Below are 20,082 nucleotides of genomic sequence, written 5' to 3' on the forward strand. Positions count from 1 at the left end.
ACTAAAATATCCCTAGGCAAGCTAAATCTATCACGCCTTAACCAGCGCCGCCGGGGCGAGGCCGTGCCGGGCGAAAACGTTGCGCGTGTCCACCACCACCCGCGCATGCGTGGCCACCAGCGCATAGTCCACCTCGTCATGATCGGTGGCGACCAGCACCGCATCGACGCCGGCGACCAGCTCGGCGGTGAGTTCCTGCGAGGCCTTGCCGTTGAGCTGCGCGTGGCGGCGGGTCGGCGGCAGGGCGGCGACGAAGGGGTCGTGGAATTCGCACAGCCCGCCGCGCTCGTCGATCAGCTCCATCAGCTTCAGCGCCGGGCTCTCGCGCACATCGTCGACATTCTTCTTGTAGGCCGCGCCCAGCACGAGGATGCGCGCCCCGGCGAGGCCGCGACCGGCATGCCGGTCCAGCGCCTCGGCCAGACGGTCGATGACGATGTAGGGCATGCGGGTGTTGATCTGGCCGGCCAGTTCGATGAAGCGCGTCTCGATGTCGAATTCGCGCGCCTTCCAGGTGAGATAGAACGGATCGATCGGGATGCAGTGCCCGCCCAGCCCGGGACCGGGGTAGAACGGCATGAAGCCGAACGGCTTGGTCGCCGCCGCCTCCATCACCTCCCAGATGTCGATGCCCATCGCCGCGTAAACGGTCTTCAGCTCGTTCACGAGGGCGATATTGACCGAGCGGAAGATGTTCTCCGTGAGTTTGGCGGCCTCGGCGACCTGGGTCGAGGACACCGGCACCACCTTGCTGACCAGCGGGCGGTACAGTGCTTCGGCCAGCCGACCGGCCGCCGCGCCGTCTCCGCCGACCACCTTGGGAATGGTGGCGGTCGAGAAGCTGGCATTGCCGGGGTCCTCGCGCTCCGGCGAGAAGGCGAGGAAGATGTCGCGGCCCGAGACCAGCCCGCCCGCTTCCAGAATCGGCTTCACCACTTCCACCGTGGTGCCCGGCCATGTCGTGGATTCCAGCACGATGAGCTGCCCGGCCTTCAGCGTGCGGGCAATGGTGCGGGCCGTGTCGGCGACATAGGAGAGGTCCGGTTCGCGCTGGCGGGTCAGCGGCGTCGGCACGCAGATGATGATGGCGTCGCAGTCGGCGAGGCGGGCGAAGTCGGTGGTCGCGCTGAAGCGGCCGGTGGCCAGCGCGCCCTCCATCCGCTCGGCGGGAATGTATTTGATGACCTGCCGGCCGGCCGCGATCTCCGCCACGCGGCGCGGGTTGATGTCGAGGCCGATGACCGGGAAGCCAGCCTCCACCGCCACCAGAGCCAGCGGCAGCCCGACATAGCCGAGACCGATGATGCCGATGACGGCGCTTTTTTCCTCGATCCGCGCGCCAAGCTGCGCGGCGGCATCGGTGGCCGGGCTGTTCTCGTGCATGCGGCAGGCTCTTTCGGCGCTACGGACGGGACCGTTGAACCTCTAGCCGCCCCGCGCGCGCCGCACAATCTGCGCGGCCATCAGGCCGATCACGACTCGACGCTCAGGGGAAACACCGCCGTCTGGAGCAGCCCCGGCCGGATATTGCGCAGGGTCAGCGTGCCGCCGTGGCGCATGATGATCTCATGGGCGATGGCGAGGCCGAGGCCGGCGCCGGGGGTCGGCGCGGTGCGCGCGGGATCGATGCGGAAGAACGGCTCGAACACGCGCGGCAGCAGCGCCTCGGGAATGCCCGGACCCCGGTCCTCGATCTCGATGATGGCGCGCGTCTGGTCGGCATGCAGGCGCAGCGTGGCGCCCCGACCATGGGTGGCGGCATTGATGATCAGGTTGCGCAAGGCGCGCCGCAGCGCGAGCGGACGGCCCATGATGGTCGCCGGCGCCAGCACGCCGCACTGCACCTGCACGCCGAGCACGCCCAGTTCGGTGGCGACCTCGGCCACCAGCGCGTCGAGCCGCACCGGCTCGCCCCCACCGCCGGCCACTTCCTCGCGCACCAGACGGATCGCGCTGTCGGCGATCCGGTCCAGCTCGTCGAGATCGGCCACCCAGGCGGCCCGCTCCTCGTCGGCCAGGAATTCGGCGCGCAGCCGCATCCGGGTCATCGGCGTGCGCAGGTCGTGACCGGCCGCCGCGACGAGGCGCATCCGGCTCTCCATCGCTTCCTTGAGCCGTGCCGAAAGACGGTTGATCGCCTGCGCGGCGGCCCGGACCTCGGTCGGGCCTTTCTCCTCCAGCGGCGCCAGCTCGCCATCCGGGCCGATGGCGGCGGCGGCGCTCTCCAGCAGGGCGAGCGGCTGGGTCAGGCGGCGCACGGCCGCGACGATGACCAGCGTGGTGCCGAGCGTGATGATGAGTATCCAGCCCACGAACACCCATTCATTGCCTTGGATCGGCGGCATCGGCATGGACATGACCAGCCAGCGGCCATCCGCCAGCTTGGCCGAGACGACCGGCCAGGGTTCCCCGTGCACATTGGCGACGCGCAGGCTGGTGACGACGCCGCGCCGCGCCAGCGCCCCGCCGATGCCCTCCGTCGGGCCGGGGATCGGTTCCCCCTCGACCGGCGCCAGCGCGATGCGGGCATTGCCGAGGTCCGGCATCGCCGCGGGAGAGCGCATGGCGAGGTCGATCATCAGCGCGATCTGCCCGGCCACGGCATCGTCGAATTCGCGGATCGGCGGCGGCGGCAGCAGCGCCAGCGAGAGCGCGGTGGCCAGCGCCACGACGGTCAGCACCGCCCCGACCAGCAGCGCGATCAGCCGGGTACGGATCGTGTTCATGGCGCCTCGACGTCCGAGCCCGGCGCCGCCTCCACCCGCGCGGCGAGCTGGTAGCCGCCATTGCGCAGGGTCTTGATGATCTGGAAATTGCCGGCATCGCCCAGCTTGCGGCGCAGCCGGCTGATCAGCACGTCGATCGAGCGGTCGAAGCCGCTGGAGCCGCGCCCCTGGGTGATGTCGAGCAGTTGCTCGCGCGAGAGCATCCGGCCCGGACGCTCGATGAAGGCGAGCAGCAGGTCGAATTCCGCGCCGGTGAAGATCAGTTCCTCGCCCTGCGCATCCCACACCCGGCGCAGCGTCGGGTCGGCGGTGAAGCCGGCGAAGCGCAGCCGCCCCGGCCGGGCCTCGCTGGCCGGCTCGTCGCGCAGATGGGTGCGGCGCAGCACCGCGCGGATGCGCGCCACCAGCTCGCGCGGGTTGAACGGCTTGCCGAGATAGTCGTCGGCCCCGATCTCCAGCCCGATGATGCGGTCGACATCCTCCTTCAGCGCGGTCAGAAGAATGATCGGGATATGCGACTGGGCGCGGAAGCTGCGGCACAGTTCGAGGCCGGAAGTATCGGGCAGCATGAGGTCGAGCACGATCAGGTCGAACCGGCCATTGGCGAGCTGGCGCTCCGCCTCGCGTCCGGTCTCCGCCAGGGTGACGCGGAAGGACTGGCCGGTCAGGTAGCGCCCGAGCAGCTTGCGGATCTCCTGATCGTCATCGACGACGAGGATATGGGGGCCGGTCTCGGCCTCGGCTTTGATCATGTCCGTCATGGTCCCCCTTTAGCCGGACGTGTCGCGGGTTGCCGAAGAATTTCGCAACCCAGCATTGCCAAGGCCGGGCTAGCAATATTCAGCCATAATATGGCCCCTTCGGACGACCACCAGCCACGTCCGGAACTACGCGAGCAACACTTTCTCCCTACATGTTGCGGCAACCCGAGGGCTTCGGCCGCACTGACGGAAGAATTATGTCGCGCATCAGGAAGATCATTCTCGTCATCCTCGCCGTCGCGGCGCTCGCCGCGGCGGGTGTCGGCGTGGCGCGCTATACGGCGCAGGATCCGACGGCGACGCTGCTCACCGCCACGGTAACGCGCGGCGACATCGAGGAGGCCGTGCTCGCCAGCGGCACGCTGAAACCGGTCAACCTGGTCGCCGTCGGTTCGCAGGCCTCCGGCCGCATCACCCGCGTGCTGGTCAAGCTCGGCGACACGGTGAAGGCCGGCGACCTGCTGGCCGAGATCGATTCCGTCACCCAGCTCAATTCGCTGCGCACCGCCGAGGCCTCGCTCGCCAATGTGCGCGCCCAGCTCGCCGAGAAGGAGGCGCTGCTCTACCGCGATCAGGCGATCCTGGCGCGCCAGCGGTCCATGGTGACGCAGAAAATCGTCTCGCAGGCCGATTTCGAGGCCGCCGATGCCGATGTGAAGGCGACGATGGCGCAGATCGACGCGCTGAAGGCCCAGATCATCGAGGCCCAGGTCGCGGTCGAGACCGCGCAGGCCAATCTCGGCTACACCCGCATCACCGCGCCCAGCGACGGCACCGTGCTCGCCATCGTCAGCCAGCAGGGCCAGACGGTGAATGCCAGCCAGTCCGCCCCGACCATCGTCGTGCTCGGCCAGCTCGACACCATGCTGGTGCGGGCGGAGATTTCCGAGGCCGATGTGGTGCGCGCGCAAGCGGGCCAGCCGGCCTGGTTCACCATTCTCGGCGACCGCGACCGGCGCTACGAGGCGGCGCTGATGTCCATCGAGCCGGCCCCGGAATCGATCAAGAGCGACGACAGCTTCAGCACCTCGACCAGCAGCAGCAGCAGTTCGTCGTCGAGTTCCTCCACCTCGTCCTCAGCGATCTACTACAACGGCATCCTCGAAGTGCCGAACCAGGACGGCAAGCTGCGCACCTATATGACGGCGGAGGTGCACATCGTCACCGGCGCCGCGAAGGGCGTGCTCACCATCCCCTCCATGGCGCTCGGCGCCCGCGATGCCGAGGGGCGGACCAGCGTGCGCGTGGTCACGCCCGACGGGCAGGTCGAGACCCGGCAGGTGGAGATCGGCCTCAACGACAAGACCATCGCGGAAGTCCGCGCCGGCCTGTCGGAAGGCGAGCGCGTGGTGACCGGCGATACCACCAGCACCGCCGGCGCCGTAAGCGGCGGCATGGGCGGCCCGCCGCCGATGGGCATGTGAGGGCGCCATGGCCGAACCCCTGATCGTCCTCGAAGGCCTGCGCCGCGATTTCCAGGCCGGCGAGGGCACGCTCACCGTGCTCAAGGACATCGACCTGACCATCGAGGCGGGCGAGATGGTGGCGATCGTCGGCGCCTCCGGCTCCGGCAAATCGACCCTGATGAACATTCTCGGCTGCCTCGACCGGCCGAGCGCGGGCCACTACCGCGTCGCCGGCAAGGAGACCTCCGAGCTGGACGCGGACGAGCTGGCGGCGCTGCGGCGCGAGCATTTCGGCTTCATCTTCCAGCGTTACCATCTGCTCTCCGAGCTGACCGCGCTGGGCAATGTCGAGATGCCGGCCATCTATGCCGGCTGGAGCGCGCGGGACCGGCAGGCGCGCGCGGCCGCCCTGCTCGGCCGGCTCGGCATGGGCGATCGGCTGCGGCACCGTCCCGGCCAGCTCTCCGGCGGCCAGCAGCAGCGCGTCTCGATCGCCCGCGCCCTGATGAACGGGGCGGAGGTGATCCTCGCCGACGAGCCGACCGGCGCGCTGGACCGGCAGAGCGGCGAGGAGGTGCTGAAGATCCTCGGCGAGCTGAACGCCGAAGGCCGCACCGTCATCATCGTCACCCATGACATGAATGTCGCCGCCCGCGCCGGGCGGATCATCGAGCTGAGCGACGGGCTGGTCGTGGCCGACCGGCGGACCGAGCAAGCCACGCCCGAGCAAGCCGCCCCAGCGCCCGCCGCCGCCGCGCCGGCCGATCACCCGCCGGATTCCGCCCCGCAGCCCGCACCGGCACGGATCGCCCGCGCCGCGCCCTCCTCCTGGCACAGCGGGCTGGACCAGTTCGGCGAGGCGTTCCGCATGGCGCTGCGCTCGATGAACGCGCATCGCCTGCGCACCGGCCTGACCATGCTCGGCATCGTCATCGGCATCGCCTCGGTGGTGTGCGTGGTGGCGCTGGGCGAAGGCTCAAGGCAGAAGGTGCTGTCCAATATTTCCGGGCTCGGCACCAACACGATCGAGATTTTCGCCGGCAAGGATTTCGGCGACACCCGCTCGGGCAAGATCACCACGCTGGTGGTGGCGGATGCGCGCGAACTCGCCCGCCAGCCCTATGTCGCGGCCGCCACGCCCACGGTCTCCACCTCCAGCACCGTCCGCTTCGGCGCCAAGGAGGCGAGCGCGCTGGTGAACGGGGTGAGCGAGCAATATTTCGCCGCCAAGGGCACCAAGCTCGCCTCCGGCCGCTTCTTCGACGCGACGGACGTGGCAAACCGGGCGCTCGAGGTGGTGGTCGACGAGAACACCCGCAAGGCCCTGTTCGACGAGGTCGGCCTGTCGGCGCTCGGCCAAGTGATCTTCATCGGCAGCGTGCCCGCCCGCGTCATCGGAGTGACGCAGACCCAGCAGGGCGGCTTCGGCTCGAGCCAGAACCTGTCGCTCTATCTGCCCTATACGACGGTGCAGACGCGCTTTCTCGGCAGCACCTCGCTACGCTCGATCACGCTCAAGGTGCATGACGAGGTGGAGAGCGCCTATGCCGAGCAGGCGGTGACGGCCTTCCTCACCCAGCGCCACGGCACCAAGGACTTCTTCATCATCAACACCGACGACATCCGCCGGACCATCACCAGCACCACGCAGGCGCTGACCCTGCTGATCGCCGCCATCGCCGTCATCTCGCTCGTGGTCGGCGGCATCGGCGTGATGAACATCATGCTGGTCTCGGTCTCCGAGCGGGTCGGCGAGATCGGCGTGCGCATGGCGGTCGGCGCGCGGCAGAACAACATTCTGCAGCAGTTCCTCACCGAGGCGGTGATGGTGTGCCTGCTCGGGGGCATGCTCGGCATCGCGCTGGCGCTCGGCTTCGGCTTCGCCTTCAACCTGGTCGCCGGCTCGATGTTCAGCCTGATCTATTCATCCACCTCGATCATCGCCGCGGTGGCCTGTTCGAGCCTGATCGGCATCGTCTTCGGCTTCCTGCCGGCGCGCAGCGCCTCCAAGCTCGATCCGGTGGTGGCGCTGGCGCGGGATTAAACCTCAATAGATCGGGAAGCGGGCGCACAGCGCGCGCACCTCGTCCTGCAGGCGCGCCAGCAGAGCCCCGTGCTGCGGCGCGCGGCAGATTGCCGCGATCCAGCCGGCGATGGTGGCGAACTCATCCGGGCCGAAGCCGCGCGCGGTGCCGGCATTGGCGGAGAGCCGCAGCCCCGAGGGCGCCTCGGGCGGGCGGGCATCGAAGGGAATGAGGTTCTTGTTGACCGCCAGCCCGGCCTTTTCCAGCGCCTTGGCCGCGACATCGCCGGTGACGCCGAGCGGCGACAGGTCCACCAGCATCAACCCGCAATCGGTGCCGCCGCCGACGATGCGCAGCCCGGCCTCGGCCAGATGCGCGGCAAGCGTCCGCGCATTGTCCAGCACCGCCCGGTTATAGGCGGCGAATTCCGGCCGCAGCGCCTCGCCGAAACAGGCCGCCTTGCCGGCCACCGCATGCATCATCACCGAGCCCTGAACGCCCGGGAAGATGCCGTAATTGATCCGGTCGCTGAGCGCGGGATCGTTCCACAGCACCAGCCCGCCGCGCGCGCCGCGCAGCGATTTGTAGGTGGTCGAGGTCACCACATGGGCGTGCGGCACCGGGTCGGGATAGAGACCCGTCGCCACCAGCCCGGCGAAATGCGCCATGTCGACCATGAACAGCGCGCCCACCTCGTCGGCAATGGCGCGCATGCCCTTGAAATCCAGCGCGAAGGGATAGGCCGAGCCGCCGGCGACGATCATCTTCGGCCGATGGTCCAGCGCGAGCTGGCGCAGCGCGTCGAGCTCGATGCGCTCGGTCTCCCGGCTCACCCCATAGCGCACGATGGTGTAGTCGCGCCCGGTCAGCGTCGCCGGATGGCCATGGCTGATATGCCCGCCCGCCGCCGTGTCCATCGACAGGATGGTGTCGCCGAGCTTGAGCAGGCCGAGGAACACGCCGGCATTGGCGTTGGAGCCGGAATGCGGCTGCACATTGGCGAAGCGACAGCCGAACAGGCGCGTGGCCCGCTCCACCGCCAGCGCCTCGATGGCGTCGGCATATTCGGCCCCGCCATAATAGCGCGCGTAGGGCAGGCCCTCGACCGTCTTGTTGGTCAGCACCGAGCCCTGCGCCTCCAGCACCAGGCGGGAGACGATGTTCTCGGAGGCGATCAGCTCGATCCCCTCCTGCTGGCGCGTGAGTTCGCCGCGCAAGGCGCGCGCGAGTTCCGGGTCGGCGTCGAGGCCGTCGGTGAAATAGCCGGCGTGGAGCGTGGACATGAGGCGACCTTGTGCGGCGGGACCCGCGACCTTCCTACACCGGTACCGGCAGCTCGGCGAGTTCACGCCGCACGGGCGTCATGTGCCAGCCGGCCTCGTGGCGCTTCCAGTATTCCTCGCGCAGCAGGGCGGAGATCGGCCCCGGCCGGTCATTGCCGAGAATGCGCACGCCGGACGCCGTGCCGACCCGCGCGACCGGCATCACGCCGCCAGCGGTGGTGGCGGCGAACACCTCGTCGGCGTTCTCCAGCATCTCGCGGGTGACGGGAGCGATCGCCGCCTCGATGCCGAGCTCGGCGCAGATCTCCAGCACCGAGCGGCGGGTGATGCCCTGCAGGCTGCCGCGATCCGGCGTCACGATCCGTCCGTCCTGGACGATGAACACGTTGAAGCCCGGCCCCTCGGTGACGAAACCCTCGGCGTCGCACAGCACCGAGGTGTCGTAATGATTCGTGTGCGCCTCCAGCACGCTGGTGGTGAGGTCGGCCCACTGGAAGTTCTTCACCGTGGGATCGACGCTGGCATCGGGGATGCGCGGATTGGAGGCGATCATCAGATGCGCGCCGCGCGCCTGCACCTCGGGCGGGATCACGTCGATCCACGGCGCGGCATAGGCCATGAAATGATTGTCGCAATCGGCCGGGCGGCGCGAGCCGCGCACCCGCGGGCGCCCGCGCAGCGTCATCATCGACACATAGGCGTCGTCGAGCCCGGTCAGCGCGACGCAGCGGTGCAGCACCGCCTCCATCTGCTCCCGGCTCTCCGCCGGGGCGAGCTGGCGCGCGGCCATGGCACGGTGGAAACGGTCGAGATGGTCGGCGAGGCGGAAGAAGCCGCCGCGATAGACGTGCACCACGTCATAGACCACGTCGGAGCGGCTGAAACCCCAGTCGGTGAGCGGCACCGCCGCCTCGGCAAGGGGAACGAAGCGGCCGCGCACATAGGCGGCGCCTTCGCTGAAATCGGGTTCGCTCACGGCTCGGCCTCCTTGCTGCACTGCACAAGCATGGCAGCAGCAGGGGGGCGGTTTCAAGAGCCGGCTTCAGGATTCGGGGTTCGACCAAAGACGGGCGGGCGCGGCTCCCGCCCGATCAGCTTCGCTTGCCGGTCAGCCAGGAGATCAGCGGGCTCGCCGGCTCGGCCGACTTCGGCATCGACTCGACCACGATCACCTCACTCACCTCGCCCTTCTTGAAGGCGGCGAGGAAGGCGTCGTAATCGGCCAGCGAGATGCAGCCATTGGAATCGCCGCGCGGGCCGAGCAGATAGGGATGCAGCAGGAAGCCGTTGCGGCCATACATCTTGCCATCGCCGACCGGGGTCATGCGCACCGCCTCGGTGCCGTGGAACAGCGCCTCGCGCATGCGCAGCTTGTAGCGGTTGGGCGGGGTCGGGCCGTACATCTTCACATGCACGTAGCGCGCATCGTCGAACTTGTCGCCATAGCCCGAATGCGCCTCCAGCTTCTTGCCGTTCGGCAGATAGAGCTTCTTGGCGCGGATGTCGTAAATGGCGAAGCGGTCCTCGGCCGAGGGGTAGCGCAGCTCGTCCCGGACCTGCGGCTGGGTGTCGGCCGGCGTCTCAGGCGCGGCCTCAGGCGCCGATTCGGGCGCCTCGTCCTCGGGCATCGAGGGCGGCAGCATGGCGACCTGCGCCGGCGGGCCGGGCTTCTTCGGCGGCAGCGGCGCGAGGCTGAAGCTTTGTTCGGGCTCGTCGCCCGGCGTCATGCGGCCGGAAAATAGCGGGTTGGCCGGCGGCAGCGGCACGGTGACGACGGTCTCGACCGTCGGCTCGTCCTCCGGCGCGGGCACCGGGGCCACGGCGAGCAGGGACGGACGCACCGGCATGATGGCGGGCCGGAACAGCCAGCCTTCGGATTGCGGGATCTGGCCGGACGAATAGAAATTGCTGATGTCGGTCACCGTGTGAACCGGCGCCACCACCGGCACATCCTCGACCGCGACGGCGAAGGGGGCGGGCGCGGCCGGCTGCATCCGCAGCTCGGGCTCGACGCGCGCAGCATCGGCCTGAGTCGGCACGAACACGTTGGACACCCAGGCCGCCGCCACCGCCACCGCGATGAAACTGGCAGAGCCGAGGATGAAGGTTCCGACAAGCCGCATCAGGCGTCTCTACTCACATGGCGATACAGGCGACGAGCAGGCCCGGCCCAGGTCACGCCTGGACTGTACAGGTCATCCACGGTCGCGAACAGCCCCCGCCCGTGTCGGTCATCGACCTTGCGGGAAGCTGATCACGCCAAGGCTAGAACTGTTTGGGTAATATTTCATTAATGCCCCAGCGGCAATGCCGCGCCGACTACCGCCGGCCGAAGTTGGCTGCCATGCGCGACACGCGCAGCTTGGCGGCTCACCGCCGCAAAGCTCTCACCGTCCGGCCCTGCGCCCGCCACAACTGGCGCGGCACGCCGCCGGGAAGGCGGAATTGCCGATACGCCCCATCGCCGGCGCCATCGCCACAGCCGCCGTGCCTTTCTCTGGCGGCGGCGCGATCCGATCCCATATCAGCGCAAGGCAGGCCCCAAGGGCATGCCCAGGAGAACCTCATGACGAAATCTGACCCCCGCGCCTGGATGTGGTCGGACGCGATCGAGATGCTCAATCGCGCCGAGCGGATGCACCGCGAGATGTTCCAGCCGGCCCGGCTGGCGGAAGCCCCGGCGCGCCAGCGCGTGCCCTGCTGGGAGCCACCGGTCGATGTGCTGGAGACCGAGCGCGAACTGATCGTGCTGGCGGCGCTGCCCGGCGTCGATCCCGAGCGCATGACCGCGACCATCCAGAACGGCGTGCTCACCATTGCCGGCGAGCGCATCCTTCCCGCCGAATTCCACCGCGCCACCATTCACCGCATGGAGCTGCCGCAGGGCCGCTTCGAGCGCCATCTGGCCCTGCCGGCCGGCCGCTACGAGGTGGCCCGCCCGCGCGTGGTCAATGGCTGCCTCGCCATCGTGCTGCGCAAGGTTTGAGGGGGAACACGACATGACACATCCCGATTTTGATCGTTTCGCCCCGCTCCGCATGGCCGATGCCGGCGGCACGGCGGGTGACATCCCCCCGGCGAATAATGGCGGCGCCGGCCTCAGCGTGCCGGCCGACCAGCTCATCATCCTGCCGGTGCGCAGCGTCGTGCTGTTTCCCGGCGTGGTGATGCCGGTCGCCATTGCCCGCCCCTCCTCCATCGCCGCCGCCCAGCAGGCCGCGCGCGAGGGCCGGCCGGTCGGCATTCTCATGCAGCGCGACGCCGCGACCGACGAGCCCGGCCCGACCGACCTGCACCGCATGGGCGTGGTCGCCAACATACTGCGCTATGTGACGGCGCCGGACGGCACGCATCACCTCGTCTGCCAGGGCGAGCAGCGTTTCCGCGTCGACGAGTTCGCCCGCGAGAAGCCCTTCATCACCGCCCGCGTCACCCGCATCGACGAGGCGGTGGAGCCCACCTCGGAGATCGAGGCGCGCTTCGTCCATCTCCAGAGCCAGGCCGCCGAGGCGCTGGAACTGCTGCCGCAGGTGCCGCCGGAACTGATGGCCGCCGTGCGCGGCGCCAATTCCCCGGCCGGTCTTGCCGACCTCGTGGCCGCCTATCTCGACATCTCGCCGGACGAGAAGCAGGAACTGCTGGAGACGGTCGACATCGTCTCGCGCATGAACAAGGTCTCGCGCCTGCTGGCGCACCGTATCGAGGTGCTCAGGCTGTCGCAGGAGATCGGCAAGCAGACCCGCGCCTCGCTGGACGAGCGCCAGCGCGAGGTGCTGCTGCGCGAGCAGATGGCGGCGATCCAGAAGCAGCTCGGCGAGGATGACGGCAATTCGCAGGAGATCGCCGATCTGGAAGCGGCGATCGCGGAAGCCGGCATGCCGGCCGATGTCGAGCAGATGGCCCGCAAGGAACTGGGCCGGCTGCGCCGCATGCCGGATGCCGGGGCCGAGCACGGCATGATCCGCACCTATCTCGACTGGCTGATCGCCCTGCCGTGGAAGCTGCCGGAGACGGCGCCGATCGACATCGCGGAAGCCCGCAAGGTGCTCGACGCCGACCATTTCGGCCTCGACAAGATCAAGCGCCGCATCGTCGAATATCTCGCCGTGCGCAAGCTCGCGCCCAACGGCAAGGCGCCGATCCTGTGCTTCGCCGGCCCGCCCGGCGTCGGCAAGACCTCGCTCGGCCAGTCCATCGCCCGCGCCATGGGCCGCAAATTCGTGCGCGTCTCGCTTGGCGGCGTGCATGACGAGGCGGAGATCCGCGGCCACCGGCGCACCTATGTCGGCGCGCTGCCCGGCAACATCATCCAGGGCATCCGCAAGGCCGGCACGCGCGACTGCGTGATGATGCTGGACGAGATCGATAAGATGGGTTCCGGCGTTCACGGCGACCCCTCGGCCGCCATGCTGGAAGTACTCGATCCCGAGCAGAACGGCACCTTCCGCGACAATTATCTCGGCCTGCCCTTCGACCTCTCGCGCGTCGTCTTCATCGCCACCGCCAACATGCTGGACACCATTCCCGGCCCCTTACGCGACCGCATGGAGATCATCACCCTGTCGGGCTACACCGACAGCGAGAAGCTGGAGATCGCCAAGCGTTACCTCGTGCGCCGGCAGCTCGAGGCGAACGGCGTCAGCCCCGAGCAGGTGGAGATCGACGACGACGCGCTCGCCGCCCTGATCCGCGCCTATACGCGGGAAGCGGGCGTGCGCAACCTGGAGCGCGAGGTCGGGCGTGTGGTGCGCCATGTCGCGGTCGACATCGCCGAGGGCACGGCGACGCAGGCGCACATCACCGCCGCCACCCTGCCCGATCTGATCGGCCCGCCGGTCTTCGAGGACGAGGTGGCGCTGCGCGTCTCCGTGCCAGGCGTCGCCACCGGCCTTGCCTGGACATCGGTCGGCGGCGACATCCTGTTCATCGAGGCGACCAAGATTCCCGGTCGCGGCGGGCTGATCCTCACCGGCCAGCTCGGCGACGTGATGAAGGAAAGCGCGCAGGCGGCGATGAGCCTGGTGAAAAGCCGGGCCGCCGAATTCGGCATCGACCCGGCGGTGTTCGCCAGCAACGACGTGCATGTGCATGTCCCGGCCGGCGCCACCCCGAAGGACGGGCCGAGCGCGGGCGTCGCCATGGTCACGGCGCTGGTCTCGCTGCTGTCCGGCCGCACCGTGCGCAAGGACACGGCGATGACCGGGGAAATCTCGCTGCGCGGTCTCGTCCTGCCGGTCGGCGGCATCAAGGAGAAGGTGGTGGCGGCGGCGCGTGCCGGTCTCTCCCGCGTCATGCTGCCGGCCCGCAACCGGCGCGACTATGACGACATCCCCACGGACGCCCGCGACCGGCTGGAGTTCGTCTGGCTGGAGAAGGTGGACGACGCCATCGCCAATGCGCTGGAGCCGGCGGCGGACGCCACGGCCGGCGAGGCCGCGCCACTGCGCGCGGCAGGCTGAGCGGGCGCCGCGGGCCGGATGACGGCGGCGCCGTTACCGGCTACAGCCTAGAGGCCGGCGCGTCTCGCCGCCGGCCTATCCGGGTTGCCGCATGTCCAGCTTCTGGTCGACCTACTGGCCGCACATCTTCCTCGTCGTCTCCACCGTGATCGGCCTTGTCGCGGCGATCCATGCCGCCATGACCAAGGACGATGTGCGCGCCGCCATCGGCTGGGTCGGCGTCATCCTGCTCTCGCCGGTGATCGGCGCCTTCCTCTATCTGGTCGCCGGCATCAACCGGATCCGCCAGAGCGCGGCCGGGCGGCGGCGCGCCAGCCAGCAGCGGCGCCAGCATCACGCGCGCCCGCCGATCGCCATCACCCTGTCGCCCAACCTCTCGGCGATGAAGCGGCTCGGCGACCGGGTGAGCGCCTTCCCGCTGACCACCGGCAACGCCGTGCGCCTGCTCGACAGCGGCGACGAGGCCTACCCGGACATGCTGGCGGCGATCCGCACCGCCCGGCGCCACATCGCCATGTCCACCTACATCTTCGACAATGACCCGGTGGGCGCGGAATTCGCCGAGGCGCTGATCGCCGCGCAGCGCCGCGGCGTCGTGGTGCGGGTGCTGATCGACGCCATCGGCGCGCGCTATTCGCGCCCCTCCATCGTCGGCCGGCTGCGCCAGGGCGGCGTGGTCAACGCGCTGTTCATGGGCAATCTCATCGGCCTGCGCCTGCCCTATGCCAATCTGCGCAGCCACCGGAAGATGCTGATCGTCGACGGCGATCTCGCCTTCACCGGCGGCATGAACATCCGCGCCCAGTTCACCCGCCGCTACGGCGCCGACGACCCGGCCCGCGACACGCATTTCCGCGTCGAGGGTCCGGCGGTCGAGCAATTACTCACCGTGTTCTGCCAGGACTGGTCCTTCACCACCGGCGAGGTGCTGGAGGGCCCGGCCTGGGACGAGGCGCCGGAGAGCCCGCCGCGCGGCGAGGTGGCGGTGCGCCTCGTGCCCTCGGGCCCCGATCGCAACATCGCCTGCGCTCACAGCATGATCATGGGCGCGCTCGCCATGGCGCAGAGCCGGGTGCGGATCTGCTCGCCCTATTTCCTGCCCGACCAGCAGCTCATCGGCGCGCTGGTGGTGGCCGGGCGGCGCGGCGTGGAGGTGGATATCGTCATCCCCGCCGCGAATAATCTGAAGCTGGTCGACTACGCCATGACCGCCCAGCTCGACCAGGTGCTGGAAGGCGAGTGCCGGGTCTGGCGCGCCGGCGGCATGTTCGACCATTCCAAGCTGATGGCGGTGGATGGGAGCTGGGCCTATGTCGGCTCGTCCAATCTCGATCCGCGCAGCCTCAGGCTGAATTTCGAGCTTGATCTCGAACTCTACCACAGCGCCATTGCCGGGGCGGTGGAGGCGCGGATCGGCGCGATGATGGGCGCGGGCGCGCCCGAGACGCTGGAGAGCCTGAAGGCCCGGCCTTTCCTCACGCGGCTGCGCAACCGCGCCATCTGGCTCGCCTCGCCCTATCTGTAAGCGCCGGCGGGGCCGGCTTGCCCCCCTCCCGCGCGCTCCCTGTCCGGCTCCAGCCCCCGCGCAATTCCACGCATCGCGCCGCGCAAACAAAAAACCAGCCCCGAGGGGCTGGCTTGAGGGGGAGACGGCAAAGCGTTCCGAAAGCGTGAAACTTATAGAAGCCCAGCGTTTCGCGAGCCTGTCATCTCGGGAGCTTGGCCGGCGCCTGCCGGGGCAGGCACCGGAAACAATGCCGTAAAGCGATGCCGGAAAACCGGGCCCGGGGCTCTCGCCCGCGGGCCCGGCTCAGGCGATCACGCAGCCGCGGCGGCCTTGGTGGGCACTTCCGAGACCGTCTTCAGGATCTGCGAGGCGATCGCATAGGGGTCGCCCTGGGAGTTCGGGCGGCGATCCTCGAGATAGCCCTTGTAGTCGTTGCGCACGAAGCTGTGCGGAACGCGGATCGAGGCGCCACGATCAGCCACGCCGTAGGAGAACTTGTTCCACGGGGCGGTCTCGTGCTTGCCGGTCAGGCGCAGATGGTTGTCCGGGCCATAGACGGCGATGTGGTCGTCGAGGTTCTTCTCGAAGGCCGCCATGAGCGCCTCGAAATATTCCTTGCCGCCCACTTCACGCATGTACTTCGTGGAGAAGTTGGCATGCATGCCCGAGCCGTTCCAATCGGTGTCGCCGAGCGGCTTGCAGTGGAACTCGATGTCCACGCCATACTGTTCGGTCAGGCGGAGCAGCAGGTAGCGGGCCATCCACACTTCGTCAGCAGCCCGCTTGGAGCCCTTGCCGAAAATCTGGAATTCCCACTGGCCCTTCGCGACTTCCGCGTTGATGCCTTCATGGTTGATGCCGGCTTCGAGGCAGAGCTCAAGATGCTCTTCCACGATCTCGCGGGCGACGTCGCCGACATTCTTGAAGCCGACGCCGGTGTAATACGGGCCCTGCGGCGCGGGATAGCCATGCTCGGGGAAGCCGAGCGGACGGCCGTCCTTGTAGAAGAAGTATTCCTGCTCGAAGCCGAACCAGGCGCCTTCATCGTCCAGGATGGTGGCACGGGCATTGGTGGCATGCGGGGTGACGCCATCCGGCATCATCACTTCGCACATCACCAGCGCGCCGTTCTTGCGGGCCGGATCCGGGTAGATCGCAACCGGCTTCAGCACGCAGTCGGAGCTACGGCCCTCGGCCTGCATGGTGGACGAGCCGTCGAAGCCCCAGAGCGGGAGTTCCTCGAGCGACGGGAAGTGGTCGAATTCCTTGATCTGCGTCTTGCCGCGCAGATTCGGCGTCGGCTTGTAGCCGTCGAGCCAAATGTACTCGAGTTTGTACTTCGTCATTGCGTATCTCTCACAAGCTAAGACCGGTGCCGCAGGCCCCCCGGTCGCTTCGCCGGCCGCGCGAGAAGTCGGTCGACCGCCAACGGCTGCAAAAGCACAAGCAGGAGCCGTGCCAACTGGCGCCGAAAGGCGCTGTGCGCGCCCTCCTCACGCGGGATGTGAACGAAGCGCGACACCCTGCCGCCGCCCCGAAAGGCGGGCGGCACCCCCGGCCGCGCGTCAGGCCCGTGCCGGCCTGTCCTTACGCAAGGCAGCCCCGCAAAAGCCGCGGCAACTAAAGTGCCGGCATCGCCGTTAACGCCGGGAGGGCTAAGGCTCGTTCGGCACTGCACAATTTCTGATCTTCTTGTGATCGTAAAATGTGCATTTTGCACCAACGCCATGCGGAACGTGCTAGATTGCCGTCAACGGCTGATGCGGGAACGCGCAGCCCATCAAGGAGAAACAGAATGAGTGCCAGCGTCCATCGCGAAAGCGCGACGATCTACCAGTTCCCGGTCGGTGGCCGGGCGAATGCGGCGAACCCGCGTCTCGACGACAAGGCCCGGCGCGAAGCCGCCGCCCAGCTCCCCGCCATCTCGTTCGGCAGCTGGTATCATGAAGAAGCCATCAAAGAGGATACGGGGCGCAAGAACTGACAGCGGCCATCATCGGGATGATGACCATGTCACGCGCTCCGCGCTCCAAGCACGACGTTTCCAGAGGGCCGGCGATCTAGCGTCCGGCCCTCTTTGTTTCTGCGCCGCATTCAGGCGTTGCCGGGCCGCCCGCCCTCAGCCGAAGATCGACCAGCCCATGCGCTGCGTCAGCATTTCCAGCGCGATGCGCCCGAGATGGGAATTGCCGCTGGCATCCAGCCCCGGCGACCACACCGCGATCGACGCCTTGCGCGGCGCCACCGCCAGAATACCCCCGCCCACCCCGCTCTTGCCCGGCAGGCCGACGCGATAGGCGAATTCGCCCGAGCCGTCATAATGGCCGCAGGTCAGCATCACCGCATTGATGCGCCGCGCCCGCTCCGGCGACACCACCGAAAAGCCGGTCGACGGGTTGCGCCCGCCATGCATCAGGAACCGCCCGGCCATGGCCAGCTGCCGGCAGGTCATGGCGATCGCGCAATGGTGGAAATAGACCCCCAGCGTGTAATCGACCGGGTTCTCCAGCACGTCGAACGCCATCATGTAATTGGCCAGCGCCCGGTTGCGGAAGCCGGTGCGCTGCTCGGAGGCCGCCACCTTCTCGTCGATCGAGATGTTCGGGTCCTCGGCGATGAACTGGAGGAAGCGCAGGATCTCGCCCAGCGCCTCGCGCGGCTGGTGGCCGGACAGGATCGCGTCGGTGACGGCGATGGCGCCGGCATTGATGAACGGGTTGCGCGGAATGCCGTGCTCGGCCTCCAGCTGCACGATCGAGTTGAACGCGCTGCCGGAGGGCTCGCGCCCGACCCGGCGCCACAGCCGGTCGCCGATCTTGCCCAGCGCCAGCGTCAGGGTGAACACCTTTGAGATGCTCTGGATCGAGAACGCCATGTCGCAATCGCCGGCGGCGGCGACATGGCCCTCCGCATCCACCACGGCAATGCCGAAGGCGCCGGGATCGACATTGGCAAGTTCGGGAATATAGGTCGCCACCTCGCCGCGATCGGGGCGGGCACGCATTTCCTCGGCGATGTCACGAACGGTCTGGTCGAGGTCGGGCACGGCGGGGGGATTCCTCGGCAGGGAACGGGGCGGGGGATGGGACAGGGACGTCCGATGTCAGCTCGCCCTTGCAATAGCCAAGCCGCGCTGCAACCGCCACCCCGCGCCGTCAGCGCGAGGCGCCTGGCGGCACGGCCGGAGGCATGCCCGATGGATGGCCTCACCCGCACACACTGGCCTGATGCTCCACCTCACTGCACTGACGATCCGCCACCCCGGCGGGGGAAAAAGCCCTGTGTCAGGGCATCGTCAGGCGGCGCACCGCGTCCTGCCAACCGGCCAGCTTGGTGGTCCGGGTTTCCGGCGCCATGCTCGGCATGAAGCGCCGGTCGAGCCGCCAGCTATCGGCGAACCGCTCCGGCGCCGGCAGGATTCCCGCTTGAAAACCAGCGAGATAGGCCGCGCCGAGGGCCGTCGTCTCGCGCACCACCGGCCGGTCGACCGGCGCGGCGAGCAGGTCGGAGAGGCGTTGCATGGCCAGATTCGAGGCCGCCATGCCGCCATCGACGCGCAGCACAGTGGCCCGCGCCGCCGCCTTGCCGGACGCCTGTTTCCAGTCCGCCCGCATCGCCTCCAGGAGGTCAGATGTCTGATAACAAACACTTTCCAGCGCCGCGAGGGCGAATTCCGCTCGCGTGGTGGCGCGCGTCAGGCCGAACAGCGCGCCGCGCACATCCGGGTTCCAATGCGGCGCGCCGAGGCCGACAAAGGCCGGCACGAGATAGATCTGCTGGGCGGGATCCGCCGTCTCGGCGAGCGCCTCGCTCTCCGCCGAGGTGCCGATAATGCCCAGCCCGTCGCGCAGCCACTGCACCGCGGCGCCGGCAACAAAGATAGATCCTTCAAGGGCATATGTGCGCTTGCCGGCGAGTTGATAGGCGATCGTGGTGAGCAGCCGGTTGGACGAGGCGACCGGCGTGTCGCCGGTATTGAGCAAGACGAAGCAGCCCGTGCCATAGGTAGACTTGATCATGCCCGGCAGGAAGCAGGCCTGCCCGACGGTCGCCGCCTGCTGGTCGCCGGCCATGCCGCCAATGGCGATGGCGCCGCCGAAGAATTCCGGCTTGGTGGTCCCGAAGGCGGCGGCGGAATCCTTCACCTCCGGCAGGATCGAGCGCGGCACCCGCAGGAGCGCCAGCATGTCCTCGTCCCATTCGCCGGTGCGGATGTTGAACAGCAGGGTGCGCGCCGCATTGGTGGCATCCGTCGCGTGGACCTCGCCGCCCGTGAGTTTCCACAGAATCCAGGAATCCACAGTGCCGAAAGCGAGTTCGCCCCGCTCGGCGCGGGCGCGGGCGCCGGGGACGTGATCGAGAATCCAGCTGATCTTGGTGCCGGAGAAATAAGGATCGAGAATGAGGCCGGTGCGCTCGCTCACCAAGGGTTCATGCCCCTCGGCGCGCAGCCTGGCGCACAGCTCGGCGGTGCGCCGGTCCTGCCAGACAATGGCCCGGTAGATCGCGGTTCCGGTGCGGCGATCCCACACCACGGTGGTCTCACGCTGGTTGGTGATGCCGATGGAGGCGATGTCGGCGGCGGTGGCGCCGGCCTTGGCGATGGCCTCGCGGCAGGTGGCGAGAGTGGTCTGCCACAGATCCTCCGCCTCATGCTCGACCCAGCCAGAGGCCGGAAAATGCTGAGGAAATTCCTGCTGCGCCATGGCGGCAGGGGAGGTGTCGGGCCGGAACAGGATGGCACGGGAGGAAGTCGTGCCCTGGTCAATGGCGAGGAGATAGGAACTCATGACGGCGTCTCACCTCGAAGGCTGCGGGCACTTCAGCCCAGCCACCACGTGCCATGATCGAAGGGAAAAGTCTTCCCGCAGCACAAGACGCCGCCCTCCCCCGCGTGGGGAGAGGGCGGAATCGGG

At 68.6% G+C, this 20,082-nt stretch carries 15 protein-coding genes; 6 read left to right on the forward strand and 9 right to left on the reverse strand.

Features of this window, described 5'->3' with window-relative positions:
- Window positions 1-30 precede the first annotated feature (30 nt).
- From KIP89_RS07940 to KIP89_RS07950, 3 genes are all read right to left on the reverse strand, one after another.
- A complete protein-coding gene (locus KIP89_RS07940; protein ID WP_213754851.1) occupies window positions 31-1,383 on the reverse strand; it encodes a nucleotide sugar dehydrogenase in 1,353 nt (450 codons plus the stop codon).
- Window positions 1,384-1,472: 89 nt separating this feature from the next.
- On the reverse strand, window positions 1,473-2,726 hold the full coding sequence (locus KIP89_RS07945; RefSeq protein WP_213754852.1) for an ATP-binding protein: 1,254 nt from the start codon (window positions 2,724-2,726) through the stop codon (window positions 1,473-1,475).
- On the reverse strand, window positions 2,723-3,487 hold the full coding sequence (locus KIP89_RS07950) for a response regulator (RefSeq protein WP_250152276.1): 765 nt from the start codon (window positions 3,485-3,487) through the stop codon (window positions 2,723-2,725). Before KIP89_RS07950 ends, KIP89_RS07945 begins: the two co-directional genes overlap by 4 nt.
- Before the next feature lie 197 nt (window positions 3,488-3,684).
- Between KIP89_RS07950 and KIP89_RS07955 the strand changes: the two genes are divergently transcribed.
- Both KIP89_RS07955 and KIP89_RS07960 read left to right on the forward strand, forming a co-directional pair.
- On the forward strand, window positions 3,685-4,911 hold the full coding sequence (locus KIP89_RS07955) for an efflux RND transporter periplasmic adaptor subunit (protein WP_213754853.1): 1,227 nt from the start codon (window positions 3,685-3,687) through the stop codon (window positions 4,909-4,911).
- 7 nt (window positions 4,912-4,918) lie between these two features.
- Window positions 4,919-6,937, forward strand: coding sequence for a MacB family efflux pump subunit (locus KIP89_RS07960; RefSeq protein ID WP_213754854.1), 2,019 nt, complete (start codon window positions 4,919-4,921; stop codon window positions 6,935-6,937).
- A 3-nt stretch (window positions 6,938-6,940) separates the two neighbouring features.
- On the opposite strand, the gene glyA is transcribed toward KIP89_RS07960, so the two are convergent.
- The 3 genes from glyA to KIP89_RS07975 form a co-directional block, all read right to left on the reverse strand.
- Window positions 6,941-8,200 (reverse strand): serine hydroxymethyltransferase, encoded by a 1,260-nt coding sequence (gene glyA, locus KIP89_RS07965; protein ID WP_213754855.1) that lies wholly within the window; start codon window positions 8,198-8,200, stop codon window positions 6,941-6,943.
- A gap of 34 nt (window positions 8,201-8,234) precedes the next feature.
- Window positions 8,235-9,176, reverse strand: coding sequence for an aminotransferase class IV (locus KIP89_RS07970; protein WP_369807077.1), 942 nt, complete (start codon window positions 9,174-9,176; stop codon window positions 8,235-8,237).
- A gap of 115 nt (window positions 9,177-9,291) precedes the next feature.
- Window positions 9,292-10,323: a DUF2778 domain-containing protein gene (locus KIP89_RS07975; protein WP_213754857.1), complete on the reverse strand. Its 1,032-nt coding sequence runs from the start codon at window positions 10,321-10,323 to the stop codon at window positions 9,292-9,294.
- A gap of 443 nt (window positions 10,324-10,766) precedes the next feature.
- Here KIP89_RS07975 and KIP89_RS07980 point away from each other — a divergent pair, with 443 nt between their 5' ends.
- From KIP89_RS07980 to KIP89_RS07990, 3 genes are all read left to right on the forward strand, one after another.
- Window positions 10,767-11,186, forward strand: coding sequence for an Hsp20/alpha crystallin family protein (locus KIP89_RS07980; RefSeq protein ID WP_213754858.1), 420 nt, complete (start codon window positions 10,767-10,769; stop codon window positions 11,184-11,186).
- Window positions 11,187-11,199: 13 nt separating this feature from the next.
- The gene (gene lon / locus KIP89_RS07985; protein WP_213754859.1) at window positions 11,200-13,659 is read left to right on the forward strand and encodes an endopeptidase La; all 2,460 of its coding nucleotides are present in this window, start codon (window positions 11,200-11,202) and stop codon (window positions 13,657-13,659) included.
- Window positions 13,660-13,750: 91 nt separating this feature from the next.
- Window positions 13,751-15,184: a phospholipase D-like domain-containing protein gene (locus KIP89_RS07990; RefSeq protein WP_213754860.1), complete on the forward strand. Its 1,434-nt coding sequence runs from the start codon at window positions 13,751-13,753 to the stop codon at window positions 15,182-15,184.
- A gap of 293 nt (window positions 15,185-15,477) precedes the next feature.
- Here the strand turns inward: KIP89_RS07990 and KIP89_RS07995 are convergent, their stop codons facing one another.
- Window positions 15,478-16,512 (reverse strand): glutamine synthetase beta-grasp domain-containing protein, encoded by a 1,035-nt coding sequence (locus KIP89_RS07995; RefSeq protein ID WP_213754861.1) that lies wholly within the window; start codon window positions 16,510-16,512, stop codon window positions 15,478-15,480.
- 449 nt (window positions 16,513-16,961) lie between these two features.
- On the opposite strand from KIP89_RS07995, the gene KIP89_RS08000 reads away from it, so the two are divergent.
- On the forward strand, window positions 16,962-17,150 hold the full coding sequence (locus tag KIP89_RS08000; protein WP_213754862.1) for a DUF2735 domain-containing protein: 189 nt from the start codon (window positions 16,962-16,964) through the stop codon (window positions 17,148-17,150).
- A 135-nt stretch (window positions 17,151-17,285) separates the two neighbouring features.
- Here KIP89_RS08000 and KIP89_RS08005 read toward each other — a convergent pair whose 3' ends face one another.
- Complete coding sequence (locus tag KIP89_RS08005; protein WP_213754863.1) at window positions 17,286-18,212, reverse strand: glutaminase; 927 nt, start codon at window positions 18,210-18,212, stop codon at window positions 17,286-17,288.
- A 238-nt stretch (window positions 18,213-18,450) separates the two neighbouring features.
- A complete protein-coding gene (glpK, locus tag KIP89_RS08010; protein ID WP_213754864.1) occupies window positions 18,451-19,956 on the reverse strand; it encodes a glycerol kinase GlpK in 1,506 nt (501 codons plus the stop codon).
- Window positions 19,957-20,082 lie beyond the last annotated feature (126 nt).

Source organism: Ancylobacter radicis (assembly GCF_018449475.1).
In the GTDB taxonomy this organism is placed as follows: domain Bacteria; phylum Pseudomonadota; class Alphaproteobacteria; order Rhizobiales; family Xanthobacteraceae; genus Ancylobacter; species Ancylobacter radicis.